Origin of the sequence: Avibacterium endocarditidis, from assembly GCF_002921145.1 — a bacterium.
In the GTDB taxonomy this organism is placed as follows: domain Bacteria; phylum Pseudomonadota; class Gammaproteobacteria; order Enterobacterales; family Pasteurellaceae; genus Avibacterium; species Avibacterium endocarditidis.
Genome location: NZ_PQVI01000067.1, coordinates 3,047 through 18,067 on the forward strand (window position 1 = coordinate 3,047; position 15,021 = coordinate 18,067).

Here is a 15,021-nt window from a genome sequence, read left to right on the forward strand (position 1 = left end):
CCCATTCCTGTGCGGCAGATCCTGTATCGACCATTACGGCACTGATTACATCGCCATCACCTTCACCGCCGCCCATTATTTCTACTTTGTAATAAAGCGAGCCAAGAATTAACAAGCCAAATAGAATAATGTGCAGAATAATTGAAATGGCAAAGGCGCCAATTCCGTTATTTCGTTGATTATTACGCACAATAGACCTACTTACCTTAAATTGGGTTTGTCATTAATCCAACAGATTTTATTCCTGCTAGATGCAGTAAATTGAGTGCTTTAATCACTTCTTCATAAGGCACATCTTTCGCTCCGCCAACCAAGAACATTGTGTTGTTGTCTTTGTCATATTCTTGTTTAGCCATTTGCGTAACCATTTCTTCTGTGAGATTTTCACTGCGTTCACCGCCAATGGAAAGGCTATATTGACCAATGCCTGAAACTTCTAAAATAACGGGCACTTTGTCTTCATTGGATACGGATTGGCTTTCCACCGCATCAGGCAATTCCACTTGCACACTTTGTGAAATGATCGGTGCGGTTGCCATAAAAATAAGCAATAGCACTAATAACACATCTAAAAATGGCACTATATTGATTTCAGATTTTATATCACGACGTTTACGACGATAAGACATTATTGCCTCTAAAAACTTTGCTAAAAATCACCGCACTTTGTGCGACATACTATTGATGACGACCGAAAACTTGACGATGCAAGATGGTGGTAAATTCATCAATAAAGTTACCATAATTTTGCTCAAGTTTATTGACGCGTAAACTTAAACGGTTATACGCCATTACCGCAGGAATTGCGGCAAATAAACCGATTGCTGTTGCGATCAAGGCTTCTGCGATCCCCGGTGCAACCATTTGCAAAGTGGCTTGCTTTGCCCCGCTTAGCGCCATAAAGGCGTGCATAATTCCCCAAACCGTACCGAATAAGCCGATATATGGGCTGATTGATGCAACTGTTGCTAGGAATGGTACGCGTGTTTCCACATCTTCAATTTCACGGTTCATTGCCAAATTCATTGCGCGCGTGCTGCCTTGAATAATGGCTTCTGGTGCATCTGGGTTGGCTTTTTTCAAGCGTGAGAACTCTTTAAAGCCGACATAGAAAATTTGTTCGCTACCTGTTAAACCATCACGGCGGTTAGATAGGCCTTCGTATAATTTATTTAGTTCTTCGCCAGACCAAAAGCGATCTTCAAACGCTGAGGAATCTTTTAAGGCTTTGGTTAATACGCGGCTGCGTTGGATAATGATCGCCCAAGACATAATGGAAAACGCGATCAGGATTACAATTACAATTTGAACCACTACACTGGCTTTTAAAAACAGTTCCAAAAAGTTCAATTCACTGGTCATTACATAGCTCCAAAAAATAGGATAGTAAAATAGGTAAGTGCTTATTTACCCGTTAAATGCTGCTTTAATTTCTTGTGGAATAGCAACAGGTTTCATTTTTGTGAGATCCACACAGGCCACTTTTACTTCAGCCGTACAAATCAGCACATCATTACGTTTTATTTGCTGCGAAAACAAAATTGTTGCGCCTTTAATGCCGCTTACTTCTGTTTCCACCGTTAATAAATCATCTAGCTTGGCGGCAAGACGATAATCAATCTGCATTGTTTTGACAACAAATGCGAGATTATGTTCATCAAGCAATGCCTGTTGAGAAAAGCCTAATTCACGCAGGTAATCGGTTCTTGCTCGCTCAAAGAAATGCAGATAACGGGCGTGATAAACCACACCTCCTGCATCGGTATCTTCATAATAAACTCGTATTGGTAGAGAAAATCTTTGCATAAATTATCAACCTTGAGTTTTTAATCGCTGTTTTTAGTACAGAAAATTGCCGTATTTTAGAGACCTTAATCAGAATCAGGATTAGCAAGAAATAAAGTGCGGTGCTTTTTCTCAATGTTTTTGGCTTGCTTAGTTCAATCTGAATTTATCCTAAAAGATAAGTGAAAACGAGATTAATCCCTAATCCCCCCACAATTAACCAAATCCAAATAATCGCACCTAATAATAGCGGTTTTGTTCCTGCTTGTTTGAGAGAGTTAATATTGGTGGTAAGTCCTAATGCTGCCATTACCATCATTAATAGAACACTATCAAGCTGAACTAAAAAATTCACCACGGCTTGCGGTAATAAATTGAAAGAATTAAAAATTGCTACGCCAATAAATAATAACGCAAAATAAGGAATGGTGATTTTGCCTTGAGCCTCCGCATTTTCACGGCGTAAAAAATAGGACAACGCCAATAATAATGGCGCGAGCATCATCACTCGTATCATTTTAGAAATCACCGCAGTATCCGCCACTTGTGAACCTATATTCGCGCCTGCGGCATACACTTGCGCCACTTCGTGAATTGTTGCTCCAATATAAATACCAAACGCCTGATCAGGCAAATAGGCTTGCAAATAAGGATACAACACAGGGTAAAGAAACATACTCAGCGTGCCGAAAATCACGATCAACGCCACTGCTACAGAAACTTTATAAGATGGCGCTTTTACGATCGGCTCTGTCGCCATAATCGCCGCCGCTCCGCAAATGCTACAGCCTGCCGCGGTAAGCTGTACGATTTGACGATCGATCTTCAGCCATTTGATGCCCACCCAACAAGTAAGCAAAAAGGTTAAAATCAGCACGGTGGCATCGGCAAACAGCGCACTTAATCCTACTTGGCTAATATCCTGAAAGGTTAAACGAAAGCCAAACAGCACAATACCGCAACGCAGTAAAATTCCTTTCGCAAACAACACGCCAGCTTTCATTTGTGGCTCAATATAAGGGTAAAACGTATTACCGCCCAAAATCCCCAATACAATGGCTAAGGTCAAGGCGCTAATATGCCACTGCATCGCCAACTGAGTTTGCGCAATCCAGCTCGCCAGCACACTAATTAAAACAGTTAATAATAAACCGGGAATAAGGGGGAGGTGTTTCATTGGTTTCTCCATACAGCAAGGTTAGCGTTATACAGTAACGGATTTTTCTAAGAAGTAAATATCACAAGCAAATAAAAGTGCGGTGAAAAACTCACAAAAATCCCACCGCACTTAAATTATCCATTTTTGAATAGGGCTTGTGATGCTATAATCTTGCACTATTTTTGATCAGCAATTAGGAAAAAATATGATACGAATTGGGCATGGGTTTGATGTACACGCCTTTGGCGGTGAAGGGCCGATTGTGATTGGTGGGGTGGCAGTGCCTTATGAGAAAGGTTTGCTGGCGCATAGTGATGGCGATGTGGCGTTGCACGCTCTAACTGATGCCTTGTTAGGTGCGGTGGCGCTGGGGGATATTGGTAAATTATTCCCGGACACTGATCCGCAATATAAGGGGGCGGACAGCAAAGGGTTGCTGCAAGAGGCTTATCGTCAAGTGCAAGGCAAGGGCTATAAAATCGGCAATGTGGACGTAACCATCATTGCGCAAGCGCCGAAAATGCGTCCGCATATTGATAATATGCGTGCAGCCATTGCGCAGGTGTTAGATTGCGATGTGGAACAGGTGAACGTGAAAGCCACCACGAGCGAAAAGCTCGGTTTTACAGGGCGGGGCGAGGGCATTGCGTGCGAAGCGGTTGCCCTGTTGGTTAAGGGGTAATCAATGCTGGAGCTGGCTTATTTGCAATCCCCGCCGACTCAACAAGCCCATTTGAAAGCAGAATGTGCGGATTTTATCGTTAAAGAAAATTTGGGCTATGAGAGATGACAGGCGAGGGGGAATTTGTTGCCCTGTATGTTCGGAAAACCGATGCTAACACCCTTTTCGTGGGGGAAAAATTGGCAGAGTTTGCGGGCATTTCGCCGAGAAATATGAGTTATGCGGGGTTAAAAGATCGCAAAGCAGTTACTGAACAGTGGTTCTGCTTACATATGGCAGGCCAGCCCACCCCTGATTTCAGCCAATTCCATTTGGAGGGGTAGAAATCCTCAAGGTTACCCGCCATAATCGCAAAATTCGCACGGGTAGCCTTGCGGGCAATCATTTTGAAATTTTGCTGCGTGGTGCAACGGAAACAGCCGATCTTAAAGTGCGGTTAGAAAATTTAGCAAATTTTGGCTTTCCCAATTATTTCACCGAACAACGTTTCGGGCGTGATGGGCATAATCTCACCCAAGCAATGCGTTGGGCTCAAGGCGAAATTAAGGTGAAAGATCGCAAAAAGCGGAGTTTTTATCTTTCCGCCGCGCGCAGTGAAATATTTAATTTGGTGGTGTCCGATCGCATTCAAGCACAGCTTACACAGCAAATTTTACTGGGCGACATTGTGCAGCTCAACGGTTCGCACAGTTGGTTTCAAATTGATGAAAATGAAGATTTAAATGCCTTAAAAGAGCGGTTAGAAAATCAAGATATTTTGCTCACCGCGCCTTTAGTTGGGGAAAGCATTCAGCCAGCCAATCCGCGTGAAATGGCGATCGTGCAGCAACATCAAGATATTTTAAATTTAATGCAAAAGGAACGAATGAAGCCCAGCCGCCGCCCGCTCTTAATGCAAGCACAGCATTTGCATTGGGAATTTTTTACCCGAAGGGCTAAAACTGGCGTTTTATTTGCCTGCTGGCAGTTATGCCACGGCGCTCGTTCGCGAATTAGTACAGATTATTGAATAGGAAATGCAATGAATATTTTACTCTCTAATGATGATGGCATTCACGCCGAAGGCATAGCCCTTGCCAAAGAATTGCGTAAAATCGCACAAGTTACGGTGGTCGCCCCCCGATCGCAACCGCAGTGCTGCCTCAAGCTCGCTCACTTTAGTTGAGCCTTTACGCCCAATGAAATTGGATAATGGCGATTATTGCATTAATGGCACACCTGCCGATTGCGTGCATTTAGCCTTGAATGGTTTTCTGTCTGGGCAAGTGGATTTGGTGGTGTCTGGCATTAACGCAGGGGTGAATTTAGGTGATGATGTGCTGTATTCTGGCACGGTTGCTGCGGCGTTTGAAGGTCGTCATCTTGGCTTGCCAGCGGTTGCAGTTTCCCTTGATGGTCGCCAACACTACGAAACTGCCGCTCTCATTGTGTGCGAATTAATCCCGAAATTACACAGCCAGCTATTAAAAAGCCGTGAAATTTTGAATATTAACGTGCCAGACTTGCCTTATGAAGAAATTAAAGGCATCAAAGTTTGTCATTTGGGTTATCGTGCGGCTGCCGCCGAAGTGATTAAACAGCAAGATCCCCGTGGCGACACAATCTATTGGATTGGCCCTGCAGGCTTGGCGGAATATGAGCAAGAAGACACGGATTTTCACGCGGTGAAAAATGGCTATGTTTCCATTACGCCAATCCAAGCAGATATGACCGCTTATCACTCACTTCAATCTTTACAAGATTGGTTAAAAAGTGAATAATGCAATGTTTTACAACAGCTTGAGGATTGTCGATTGAAAATTTTTGGTACGCTGTACGATAAAGTGATGCAATGGTCAACCCACCGCTATGCGACGGGTTGGTTGATGTTTACTAGCTTTATTGAATCCATTTTTTTCCCCGTTCCGACCGATGTAATGCTGATCCCAATGGCGATTTCTCAGCCCAAACGTGCTGTGCGTTTTGGCGTTTATGCAGGCGTCGCTTCCCCAATTGGCGGGATTGTGGGCTACGCATTGGGCTATTATGCCTTTGATAGTATTCAGCATTATCTCGTTAGCCTTGGTTATCAAGCACAATTTGACACCCTGCTCAGTTGGTTTCAACGTTGGGGCGTTATGGTGATGTTTCTTGCGGGCTTTACGCCGTTACCCTATAAACTTTTTACTATCTGTGCGGGTGTAATGCATATGGCATTTGTGCCTTTTTTGCTCATTTCCCTCGTTTCACGGCTGGCAAGGTTTATTTTGGTGGCGAAATTATCCGCTTGGGGCGGGCAGAAATTTGCCCATCGGCTACGTCAATCCATTGAGTGGATTGGCTGGGCGGTGGTGCTTCTTGCTGTGATTATTTATATTTATTTCATTTTCAAATAAAAGTGCGGTCAAAAATGCAGAAATTTTTAATCTTATTTGCTTGCTTTTCTCTGTTAGGGGCTTGTTCATCAGAACCACAACAGCAAGATGAAAATGCCCTTCCACCGGGAATGATGCAGCCTGTGCTTGGCACTGGTGCAACGGAAGATGCCCAATGGCAACCGATTATTGAAAAACAACCTATGCCAGAATCAATGAATTAATAGAGGAACTCCAATGAAAAAATCATTTTTACTTTTACCTATTAGCGTAGCAGTACTATCCGCTTGTTCGTCTAGCGCACCAGCGCCTGTAGAAAGTGCTGATGGCGCATTACCTCCAGGTACAATGCAACCCGTAAATAACAACGCAGGAAATACTTGGGAACCACAAATTCAACAACAAAGTATGCCTGCCACAATGACTGCACCAACGCAACCAGCTTATCAAGCACCGCAGGTACAAACGCCTCAGGTTGCTCAAGTGCAACAACGAGCAAACCAAGTGGTTCAACAAACTAAAAAAACTGTGACTAACACGCAAGCCAAAGCACAGCAGGTTTCGCAAAATTTTGAGATTCCGCGTAATCCTGAAACCAATGCGCCAGATTACAGCAAAATCGACAAAGGCTTTTATAAAGGGAATACCTATAAAGTGCGCAAAGGCGATACGATGTTCTTAATCGCTTATATTTGTGGCATTGATGTCAAAGAGCTTGCAGCAATGAATAATATGTCTGAGCCTTACACCTTAAGCGTGGGACAAACCTTGAAAGTGTCTAACGAAACCGCACCAACTCCGGTGAAGACCACTAGCGCTGTAAAACCTGCGGAAAAACCTGCTAAACCTGTTGAGCCTGCAGTAACCTATACCCCAGGCCCTAATGGCACACAATATGGCTCTGATGGCTCAATTATTGGCCCAATCAAATCAAATACTGGCACACCAGCACAAGCCACTGCGCAAGCACCTGTAACGGTAACCCCAACTGCACCAGTTGTGGCAAAACCCGTGCAAACTCAAGCGCCAGCTGTATCAAATGTGGCGTGGCAATGGCCAACTAGCGGTAAAATCGTGCAAGGGTTCTCCACTTCTGATGGTGGGAACAAAGGGATCGACATCAGCGGTTCGCGTGGTCAAGCGGTTAATGCCGCTGCTGCAGGTCGCGTTGTTTATGCTGGAAACGCATTGCGCGGTTACGGAAATCTTATCATCATCAAACATAATGATGATTTCCTCAGTGCCTATGCGCATAACGAAAGCATTTTAGTGAAAGATCAGCAAGAAGTACGCGCAGGTCAGCAAATTGCCAAAATGGGCAGCTCTGGCACAAATAGCGTAAAACTTCACTTTGAAATTCGTTACAAAGGTAAATCCGTTGATCCTGTAAACTATTTACCAAGACGTTAAGATGAAAAAAACTATCACATTATCCTTGCTTAGTACGGCCCTGATAATGGGCTGTACTTCCCCTTCGCCAATGCCTTTAGTAGGTGCAGACCGTGATGAAAAAGGCTGTATTCCTTCTGCTGGCTACACGTGGTCAGAACTCAAACAGCAATGCGTGCAACCTTTTACCATTGCCGATATTCGTTTAACTGATCCTGAAAATCCAACCCTTGCGGTATATGTCATTCTTGCCGAAGAACAAGGTAAAGCAGAAGTATTTTCCGCTAATTTAGCACCAAATTTAATTTTAGATGCGGTAAAAGGTGGCTATGCGGCAAAAGACAAAAGCCTTTATTTAATCAAAACCCAAACAGGCTGGGAACTGAGAAAACCAACTCGTTCTTAGAAAAGGTAAAAATAAGTGCGGTGTAAAATCTCCGAATTTTCCACCGCACTTTGTTTTGTCTATTTGTAAATGATTACTTACTCGCTTTATAAATCGCCACAGCCTCTGGCATTAGGCGAAGTAGATTTTGTTGGCGATCTTTATCGCTTGGGTGAGTGGAAGAAAGTGCAGCAAGTACACCTTGTGAACCAGATGATGCTTTTTGCATTTTTTCCCATAATCTAGGTGCGGCTTCTGGGTTGTAGCCCGCTTTTGCCATTAATAATAAGCCGACTTCATCGGCTTCTGTTTCAGCGCTGCGAGAATAAGGTTTATCGAGCGCCCAGTCTTTGGTTAAGCCGACCACTAAGCCACTGCCATCAGCGCCAATTTGGGTTGAAAGTGCAACGTGTGCAACCTGTGCGATCACTTCGGTAAATACGCCCATATTTACTTTTTTCTTACCGTGTTCTTTGAGGGCGTGAGCCATTTCGTGCCCCATTACGGTAGCGATTTCATCATCACTGAGCCGCAATTTATTCACTAATCCTGTATAAAATGCCATTTTTCCACCCGGCATTGCCCACGCGTTTAGCTCATCGGATTTAATCACCGTAATTTGCCAGTTGAAGGGTTGCCCTGTGTGGTTTTCTTGATTCGCATAAGGGTACATTTTGTTAAAGACTTTATGAATGCGTTTTGCGGTGGTGGAGGTGGTATCCACTGCCCCTTGCTGTTGTGCTTGATTCACCGTTTGGCGGTAATTTGCTGCGGCTTGTTGGTTAATGCTCGCGGAATCCGCACAGGCGTTAAGCATTAATGCCAATACAGAAAGTGCGGTAATTTTTTTCAAGGTTTTTAACATTTTCACTCCTTAAGTTTACACATAGAAAAATACCGCCCTACGAAAAGGCGGTATTAAAAGTAAAAGAAAAATTATTTTTTCGCGCGCTCAAAAGACTCTAAAATCTCTTGACGGGCGGCTTCAACACCTTCCCAACCATCAACTTTCACCCATTTACCCGCTTCAAGGGCTTTGTAGCTTTCAAAGAAGTGCTGGATTTGGGCTTTTAATAAAGCTGGTAAATCACCTACATCTTTAATGTGATCGTATTCTTTGCTTAATTTTGTGTGTGGCACAGCGATCACTTTCGCATCTTGACCTGATTCGTCCGTCATTTTTAACACACCCACTGGGCGGCAACGGATCACAGAACCTGGTTGTAATGGATAAGGAGTTGGGACTAATACATCAACAGGATCGCCATCTAAAGATAAGGTGTGGTTAATGTAACCATAGTTCGCTGGGTAGAACATTGCGGTTGCCATAAAGCGATCAACGAATAATGTCCCAGTTTCTTTATCCACTTCATATTTGATTGGATCTGAATTAGCTGGGATTTCAATAACAACATAAATATCATCAGGAAGTTCTTTTCCTGCTGGAACGATTTCTAAACCCATTTGGTCTTTCCTTCTAGTTAATGAATGGTAATAAAACTCTTGAATTATAGCTTGATTTTTTTGCTTTTGCCAAGTTAAACGAGCAATTTAGCCATTGTATTTTTATTTTGTACTATTATAATAGTTCATCGATACCAGTATTAAACTTATAGGTGAATTTATGAAAAAAAATCCTTCCTTATTCGGCGGCGCAATGATTATCGCTGGCGGCACCATTGGTGCAGGAATGTTGGCCAACCCCATTGCCACTTCTGGCGTGTGGTTTATCGGTTCTATTTTGATCCTTTGCTACACTTGGTTTTGTATGACCACATCGGGCTTAATGCTACTGGAAGCTAACTTGCATTATCCCACAGGGGCAAGTTTTGACACCATCGTTAAAGATTTGCTCGGTAAAGGCTGGAACGTGCTAAATGGGCTTTCCGTGGCGTTTGTACTCTATATTCTCACCTACGCTTATATCACCTCTGGCGGCGGTTTGACGGAAAGTTTTCTGAATCAATTATTTAGCAGCGAACAAAGTGCGGTGGAAATTGGACGCGTTTCTGGCTCGCTGATTTTCTGTGCGGTACTCGCCTTTTTCGTATGGTTTTCCACCAAAGCCGTAGATCGCTTTAGTACCGTTTTAATCGCGGGAATGGTGGTCGCTTTCTTGCTCTCTGTAACCAATTTATTGGGAATGGTAAACACCGATATTTTGCTTGATAGCCTAGCCACAGAAAATAGCCAATATCTACCATTCGCCCTTGCTGCTTTACCAGTTTGTTTGGTGTCTTTTGGTTTCCACCAAAATGTGCCGAGCTTAGTGAAATATTATGATCGCGATAGCAGCAAAGTGACCAAATCTATTATTTACGGCACATTCATCGCATTAATCATCTATATGCTATGGCAGCTTGCCATTCAGGGCAATTTACCACGCAATGAATTTATCCCTGTGATCCAAAAAGGCGGCGACATTGCAGCATTACTTGAAGCCTTGAATAGCCAAATCCAAACGAATTTTGTGGGCTTAATGTTGCGTTTCTTTGCCTATATGGCGATCGCCAGCTCATTCCTTGGCGTAACCCTTGGTTTATTTGATTACATCGCCGATTTATTCAAATTCGACAACAGCAGCGCAGGCAGAACAAAAACCGCATTAATCACCTTCTTACCGCCGTTGATTTTAAGCCTGCTTTTCCCTTATGGCTTTGTGATCGCCATTGGCTACGCAGGGCTTGCGGCAACCATTTGGGCGGTGATCATTCCTGCGCTTCTTGCCAAAGCTTGCCGCGCGAAATATCCAAATCAAACCTACCAAGTTTATGGTGGCAGTGGAATGATTTACTTCGTTATCCTGTTCGGTCTGCTCAATATCTTTATTCAACTGGCTGATCTCTTTGGCTTGCTACCGGTATTTGGCAGATAAGCGTAAATCACTTAAAATAGGCTTAAATTTCAACCATTAGCACGGGAAACCGTGCTAATTTTTCGCATAACAATAATGAAAACCTCCGTTTACGATAAAGAAGGCTTTTTTGAGCTTTACCAAAATTACGTCAAAATCCCATTAGCCTGAATGAAATTGTGGAAAAACCCACAATGCTCAGTTTATTGCCTGATTTAACAGGCAAAAAGCTGCTCGATCTGGGTTGTGGAATGGGTGAGCATTTGCAGCTTTATTTGCAAAAAGGCGCAGAATTTGTGGTGGGAATGGATTTATCTCAAGCAATGTTGCAGCAAGCAGCAAAAAATCTCGCCGAAAAACAACCTCACTTTGCGTTATACCAGCTCGCAATGGAACAGCTAAATACCTTGCCAGATGACAATTTTGATGTGGTTACCAGTTCTTTCGCCTTTCATTATGTGCAGGATTTTCCCCAGCTGCTCGCGGATATTTATGCCAAGCTCAACACCAACGGCACGCTTATTTTCTCACAAGAACACCCCATTGTAACTTGCTATCAAGGTGGCGAGCGTTGGGAAAAAGATCAGCATAAACAACAGCTTGCTTATCGTTTAAATTATTATCGTGATGAAGGAGAACGGGATCGAAATTGGTTCAAACAACCTTTTAAAACCTATCATCGCACCCTTTCTACCATTGTAAATGATCTGATTCGCGCAGGTTTTCAGATCGAAAAAATGGCTGAACCAATGCTGGTAGATCGCCCCGAATGGCAGCAAGAATTCAAGGATTTGCAGCATCGCCCCGTGTTACTTTTCATTAAAGCGAAAAAAAGTTGAAAATTTTGCTTGCATAAAAAAATTTTTTTGCATAGATTAATAACCAGTTAGTTTTTGGAGAAACACAAAATGAATTTTAATCGCAACACTCATCATCACCATCACCCTGAATAATCTTTCAGGCGATGGTTATTGCTTGGAAGATAGGACTTCCGAGCGAGTGTTGCCAATTCTACTAATTTAAAAATTAGCGATCTCTCGGAAGTTTCTTTCGAGAGATTTTTTTATACCCAATATTTTTAATTAGAAGGAAAACACAATGACTAACCCAACTCGCTTAAGAATCGCCTTACAAAAGAAAGGTCGCCTCAGCAAAGATTGCGCCGAGCTGCTCAAGCAATGTGGCGTAAAAATTAACTGGAACGAACAACGTTTAATCGCTTATGCGGAAAATATGCCCATTGAAATTCTGCGCGTGCGTGATGACGATATTCCCGGCTTAATTTTTGACGGCATTGTGGATCTCGGCATTATCGGCGAAAACGTGCTGGAAGAGGAAGAACTCGGTCGCCTTGCCACTGGCGAAAGCGTGGCTTACAAGAAATTACGTACCTTAGATTTCGGTGGCTGTCGTTTATCCTTAGCCATTGATCGCGATCGGGCTTACAACGGCGTGCAAGACTTCGCCAACTGCCGCATTGCCACCTCCTACCCTAATTTACTCAAACGCTATATGAACGAACAAGGCGTTGCCTTCAAAAGCACCTTGCTCAATGGTTCGGTGGAAGTTGCCCCATCTGCAGGTTTAGCTGATGCTATTTGTGATTTAGTGTCATCGGGCGCAACCCTTGAAGCGAACGGCTTAAAAGAAGTGGAAGTGATTTATCGTTCCACCGCCTGCCTGATTCAACGCAAAGAACCGTTATCAAACGAAAAACAAGCCCTTGTGGATAGGCTCTTAACCCGCATTCAAGGCATTCAACAAGCAGGTGAATCCAAATACATTATGCTACACGCACCAAAAGCCCAACTGGAAACCATTATTTCTCTGCTACCAGGTGTGGAAAACCCAACCATTTTGCCTCTCGCTCACGATGAAAGCAAAGTGGCACTGCACGCAGTGAGCCAAGAAACCTTATTCTGGGAAACAATGGAAGAATTGAAAGCACAGGGCGCAAGCTCGGTTTTAGTGCTACCCATTGAAAAAATGCTCGCTTAAAGTGCGGTGAAATTTTGCAACAATTTTTAAGGAAGAACACAATGCAAACCCTAATCTGGAAAAACTTAACCGAACAAGAAAAACAACAAGCCTTAATGCGTCCTGCTATTTCGGCAGCACAATCCATTAAAGACGCTGTGGACGCCATTCGTGAGAAAGTGCAAGGTGAAGGCGACAAGGCGTTATTTGAATTAGGCGAAAAATTCGACAAGGTCAAACTAGACAGCCTAGTTATCTCGCAAGCGGAAATTCAAGCGGCAGCGGCTCGCTTACCCGATGAATTAAAAACCGCCATTCAAAATGCCAAAACCAACATTGAACGCTTTCACCAAGCACAAATCCCCCAAGCGGTGGACATTGAAACCCAAGCGGGCGTGCGTTGCCAAGTGGTAACTCGCCCGATTAATCGGGTGGGCTTGTATATCCCCGGTGGCTCTGCCCCGCTTTTTTCCACCGTCTTAATGCTTGCTATTCCTGCCAAAATTGCAGGCTGTAAAAAAATCGTGCTTTGCTCCCCGCCACCTATCGCTGATGCGATTTTATATGCGGCAGATCTCTGCGGGGTCGAAACTATTTACCCTGTTGGCGGCGCACAAGCTATTGTCGCAATGGCATTCGGTACAGAAACCGTTGCTAAAGTGGATAAAATCTTCGGCCCCGGCAACGCCTTTGTTACTGAAGCCAAACGCCAAGTGAGCCAAGCACTGAACGGTGCTGCCATTGATATGCAAGCAGGCCCCTCCGAAGTATTAGTGTTAGCTGATGAAAATGCCGATCCCGATTTTGTGGCTAGTGATTTGCTTTCCCAAGCGGAACACGGGGCGGACAGCCAAGTGATTTTGGTTACCCCAAGTGAAACCTTAGCCAAAAACACCACACTTGCTATTGAACGCCAACTGGCAATGCTCCCGCGTGCAGAAACCGCTCGCCAAGCCCTCAGCCACAGCCGTATTTTTATCGCCGAAAACTTGAGCCAAGCCATTGAAATCAGCAATGAATATGCACCAGAACATTTGGTCGTTCAAGTGGAAAATGCACGTGGCATATTGGATCAACTCGACAATGCAGGATCGATCTTCCTTGGGGCATACAGCCCTGAAAGTATGGGGGATTACGCCAGCGGCACAAATCACGTTCTTCCCACTTATGGCTACACCCGCACCACCTCAAGCCTCGGCTTAGCAGATTTCAGCAAACGAATGACCGTGCAAGAACTTAGCCCGCAAGGCTTCCGCGCTCTTGCCCCAACCGTCATTCAAATGGCTGCGGCAGAACAGCTTGATGCACATAAAAATGCGGTATTAGTGCGGTTGGAAAAGTTGCAAAATTTGTATAAATAACGAATAATTTACTGGTTTTATATACAGTTAAATATCGGAGAGAATATGCAAAATCAAATTGAAATCTATCAATCGCAAGATGGTTCAACACAAGTCGAGGTGCAATTTAATCAAGATACCGTTTGGCTTAGCTTACAACAGATGGCGGATATATTCGGGCGTGATAAATCCGTTATTTCACGACACATCTACGCAACATTTTTAAAGAAGGCGAGTTAGATCCAATATCAACTGTTGGCAAAAAATGCAACAGTTCAAAAAGAAGGCAATAGGTTAGTAGAACGTAATATTGAGTTCTATAATCTTGATGTCATCATTTCTGTAGGCTACCGAGTTAATTCAAAAGCAGGGACGCAATTTCGTATCTGGGCAACCCAACGCCTTAAAGAATATCTTGTTCAAGGTTATACGCTGAACCAAAACGTTTAACAGAAAAGGGCGTAGAATTTAGCCAAGTGATCGCCTTACTGGATCGCACATTAAGCAACCAAACCTTAGTGAATGAGGAAGGAAAAGCCGTGCTTAATGTCGTACAGGAATATGCACGCAGCTGGAGCTTATTACAGGCTTATGACGAACAAAGCCTAAATTCTAAACAGCAAAAACAAAATGAAATGCGTCCATTATTAATACAAGATGTAGAAAAAGCGATTGCACAATTAAAGCAAACGCTCATTGAAAAAGGAGAAGCCACGCCACTCTTCGCCAACCCACGCAATGACGGATTAATTTCTGCCATAAATACTATCGAACAAGGTTTTGGTGATGAGCTGTTTTATCCAAATATCGCCAGCCGTGCTGCTCATTTGTTGTATTTCATCATTAAAAACCACCCTTTAACTGATGGCAACAAACGAACGGGAGCGTTTCTATTCCTTTGGTATTTGAGATTAAATCAGCATTTGCTTGCCAAGTCAGTAGAACAATTAATTAACGATAATACACTCGTTGCACTGGCATTATTAGTCGCGGAAAAAAGTTTACCCGAACTAAAAAGAATTAATGATAAAACTGATCGAACATTTTATTTTAGCTTAAATAAAAGTGACGGTCAAAAAAACAAAATTTTTAGAGA

14 protein-coding genes, 5 pseudogenes and 1 other annotated feature are annotated in these 15,021 nt (G+C 43.4%); of the genes and pseudogenes, 12 read left to right on the plus strand and 7 right to left on the minus strand.

The window, feature by feature from the left end; genetic code table 11:
* From C3Z13_RS12225 to C3Z13_RS05025, 5 genes and pseudogenes are all read right to left on the minus strand, one after another.
* A pseudogene (locus C3Z13_RS12225) lies at positions 1–190 on the minus strand (cell envelope integrity protein TolA); the annotation flags it as partial.
* Between the two features lie 16 nt (positions 191–206).
* Positions 207–629 carry a colicin uptake protein TolR gene (tolR, locus tag C3Z13_RS05010; protein WP_103854158.1) on the minus strand — a complete coding sequence of 141 codons (423 nt, stop codon included), beginning with the start codon at positions 627–629 and terminating at the stop codon, positions 207–209.
* A gap of 49 nt (positions 630–678) precedes the next feature.
* Complete coding sequence (gene tolQ, locus C3Z13_RS05015; protein ID WP_103854159.1) at positions 679–1,362, minus strand: protein TolQ; 684 nt, start codon at positions 1,360–1,362, stop codon at positions 679–681.
* A gap of 45 nt (positions 1,363–1,407) precedes the next feature.
* Positions 1,408–1,806 (minus strand): tol-pal system-associated acyl-CoA thioesterase, encoded by a 399-nt coding sequence (gene ybgC, locus C3Z13_RS05020; RefSeq protein WP_103854160.1) that lies wholly within the window; start codon positions 1,804–1,806, stop codon positions 1,408–1,410.
* Positions 1,807–1,951: 145 nt separating this feature from the next.
* Positions 1,952–2,962, minus strand: a complete 1,011-nt coding sequence (locus C3Z13_RS05025) for a YeiH family putative sulfate export transporter (protein ID WP_103855202.1) — start codon at positions 2,960–2,962, stop codon at positions 1,952–1,954.
* A 187-nt stretch (positions 2,963–3,149) separates the two neighbouring features.
* On the opposite strand from C3Z13_RS05025, the gene ispF reads away from it, so the two are divergent.
* The 7 genes and pseudogenes from ispF to C3Z13_RS05060 all read left to right on the plus strand — a co-directional run bounded on the left by ispF (position 3,150) and on the right by C3Z13_RS05060 (position 7,775).
* The gene (gene ispF / locus C3Z13_RS05030) at positions 3,150–3,626 is read left to right on the plus strand and encodes a 2-C-methyl-D-erythritol 2,4-cyclodiphosphate synthase (RefSeq protein ID WP_103855203.1); all 477 of its coding nucleotides are present in this window, start codon (positions 3,150–3,152) and stop codon (positions 3,624–3,626) included.
* Between the two features lie 3 nt (positions 3,627–3,629).
* Positions 3,630–4,639: pseudogene (gene truD, locus C3Z13_RS05035) on the plus strand (tRNA pseudouridine(13) synthase TruD).
* Positions 4,640–4,647: 8 nt separating this feature from the next.
* Positions 4,648–5,386 (plus strand): annotated as a pseudogene (surE, locus tag C3Z13_RS05040) (5'/3'-nucleotidase SurE).
* A gap of 33 nt (positions 5,387–5,419) precedes the next feature.
* A complete protein-coding gene (locus C3Z13_RS05045; RefSeq protein ID WP_103855204.1) occupies positions 5,420–6,001 on the plus strand; it encodes a YqaA family protein in 582 nt (193 codons plus the stop codon).
* A 14-nt stretch (positions 6,002–6,015) separates the two neighbouring features.
* Entirely contained in the window at positions 6,016–6,204 is a 189-nt protein-coding gene (locus C3Z13_RS05050; RefSeq protein ID WP_103854175.1) for a hypothetical protein, read from the plus strand.
* 13 nt (positions 6,205–6,217) lie between these two features.
* A complete protein-coding gene (gene nlpD / locus C3Z13_RS05055) occupies positions 6,218–7,390 on the plus strand; it encodes a murein hydrolase activator NlpD (protein WP_103855205.1) in 1,173 nt (390 codons plus the stop codon).
* 1 nt (position 7,391) lies between these two features.
* Complete coding sequence (locus tag C3Z13_RS05060) at positions 7,392–7,775, plus strand: hypothetical protein (RefSeq protein WP_103855206.1); 384 nt, start codon at positions 7,392–7,394, stop codon at positions 7,773–7,775.
* Between the two features lie 73 nt (positions 7,776–7,848).
* Here the strand turns inward: C3Z13_RS05060 and C3Z13_RS05065 are convergent, their stop codons facing one another.
* Positions 7,849–8,619 (minus strand): M48 family metallopeptidase, encoded by a 771-nt coding sequence (locus C3Z13_RS05065; RefSeq protein ID WP_103855207.1) that lies wholly within the window; start codon positions 8,617–8,619, stop codon positions 7,849–7,851.
* 71 nt (positions 8,620–8,690) lie between these two features.
* Entirely contained in the window at positions 8,691–9,218 is a 528-nt protein-coding gene (ppa, locus tag C3Z13_RS05070; protein ID WP_103854223.1) for an inorganic diphosphatase, read from the minus strand.
* Between the two features lie 160 nt (positions 9,219–9,378).
* Here ppa and C3Z13_RS05075 point away from each other — a divergent pair, with 160 nt between their 5' ends.
* The 5 genes and pseudogenes from C3Z13_RS05075 (at position 9,379) to C3Z13_RS12865 (ending at position 14,984) form a co-directional block, all read left to right on the plus strand.
* A complete protein-coding gene (locus tag C3Z13_RS05075) occupies positions 9,379–10,629 on the plus strand; it encodes an aromatic amino acid transporter (RefSeq protein WP_103855208.1) in 1,251 nt (416 codons plus the stop codon).
* Between the two features lie 72 nt (positions 10,630–10,701).
* A pseudogene (locus tag C3Z13_RS05080) lies at positions 10,702–11,447 on the plus strand (class I SAM-dependent methyltransferase).
* An 89-nt stretch (positions 11,448–11,536) separates the two neighbouring features.
* Positions 11,537–11,674 (plus strand) — a sequence feature (His leader region).
* Between the two features lie 32 nt (positions 11,675–11,706).
* Complete coding sequence (gene hisG, locus C3Z13_RS05085) at positions 11,707–12,606, plus strand: ATP phosphoribosyltransferase (protein ID WP_103855209.1); 900 nt, start codon at positions 11,707–11,709, stop codon at positions 12,604–12,606.
* A 41-nt stretch (positions 12,607–12,647) separates the two neighbouring features.
* On the plus strand, positions 12,648–13,946 hold the full coding sequence (gene hisD / locus C3Z13_RS05090; protein ID WP_103855210.1) for a histidinol dehydrogenase: 1,299 nt from the start codon (positions 12,648–12,650) through the stop codon (positions 13,944–13,946).
* 45 nt (positions 13,947–13,991) lie between these two features.
* Positions 13,992–14,984: pseudogene (locus tag C3Z13_RS12865) on the plus strand (virulence RhuM family protein/type II toxin-antitoxin system death-on-curing family toxin).
* Positions 14,985–15,021: the final 37 nt, after the last annotated feature.

Excerpts from the sequence above, each read along its gene's own strand:
- C3Z13_RS05065 (WP_103855207.1), bottom strand. The coding sequence starts at position 8,619 with ATGTTAAAAACCTTGAAAAAAATTACCGCACTTTCTGTATTGGCATTA.
- ispF (WP_103855203.1), top strand. The coding sequence starts at position 3,150 with ATGATACGAATTGGGCATGGGTTTGATGTACACGCCTTTGGCGGTGAA.
- C3Z13_RS05025 (WP_103855202.1), bottom strand. The coding sequence starts at position 2,962 with ATGAAACACCTCCCCCTTATTCCCGGTTTATTATTAACTGTTTTAATT.
- ybgC (WP_103854160.1), bottom strand. The coding sequence starts at position 1,806 with ATGCAAAGATTTTCTCTACCAATACGAGTTTATTATGAAGATACCGAT.
- C3Z13_RS05060 (WP_103855206.1), top strand. The coding sequence starts at position 7,392 with ATGAAAAAAACTATCACATTATCCTTGCTTAGTACGGCCCTGATAATG.
- hisD (WP_103855210.1), top strand. The coding sequence starts at position 12,648 with ATGCAAACCCTAATCTGGAAAAACTTAACCGAACAAGAAAAACAACAA.
- C3Z13_RS05050 (WP_103854175.1), top strand. The coding sequence starts at position 6,016 with ATGCAGAAATTTTTAATCTTATTTGCTTGCTTTTCTCTGTTAGGGGCT.
- tolQ (WP_103854159.1), bottom strand. The coding sequence starts at position 1,362 with ATGACCAGTGAATTGAACTTTTTGGAACTGTTTTTAAAAGCCAGTGTA.
- C3Z13_RS05075 (WP_103855208.1), top strand. The coding sequence starts at position 9,379 with ATGAAAAAAAATCCTTCCTTATTCGGCGGCGCAATGATTATCGCTGGC.
- hisG (WP_103855209.1), top strand. The coding sequence starts at position 11,707 with ATGACTAACCCAACTCGCTTAAGAATCGCCTTACAAAAGAAAGGTCGC.
- tolR (WP_103854158.1), bottom strand. The coding sequence starts at position 629 with ATGTCTTATCGTCGTAAACGTCGTGATATAAAATCTGAAATCAATATA.
- ppa (WP_103854223.1), bottom strand. The coding sequence starts at position 9,218 with ATGGGTTTAGAAATCGTTCCAGCAGGAAAAGAACTTCCTGATGATATT.
- nlpD (WP_103855205.1), top strand. The coding sequence starts at position 6,218 with ATGAAAAAATCATTTTTACTTTTACCTATTAGCGTAGCAGTACTATCC.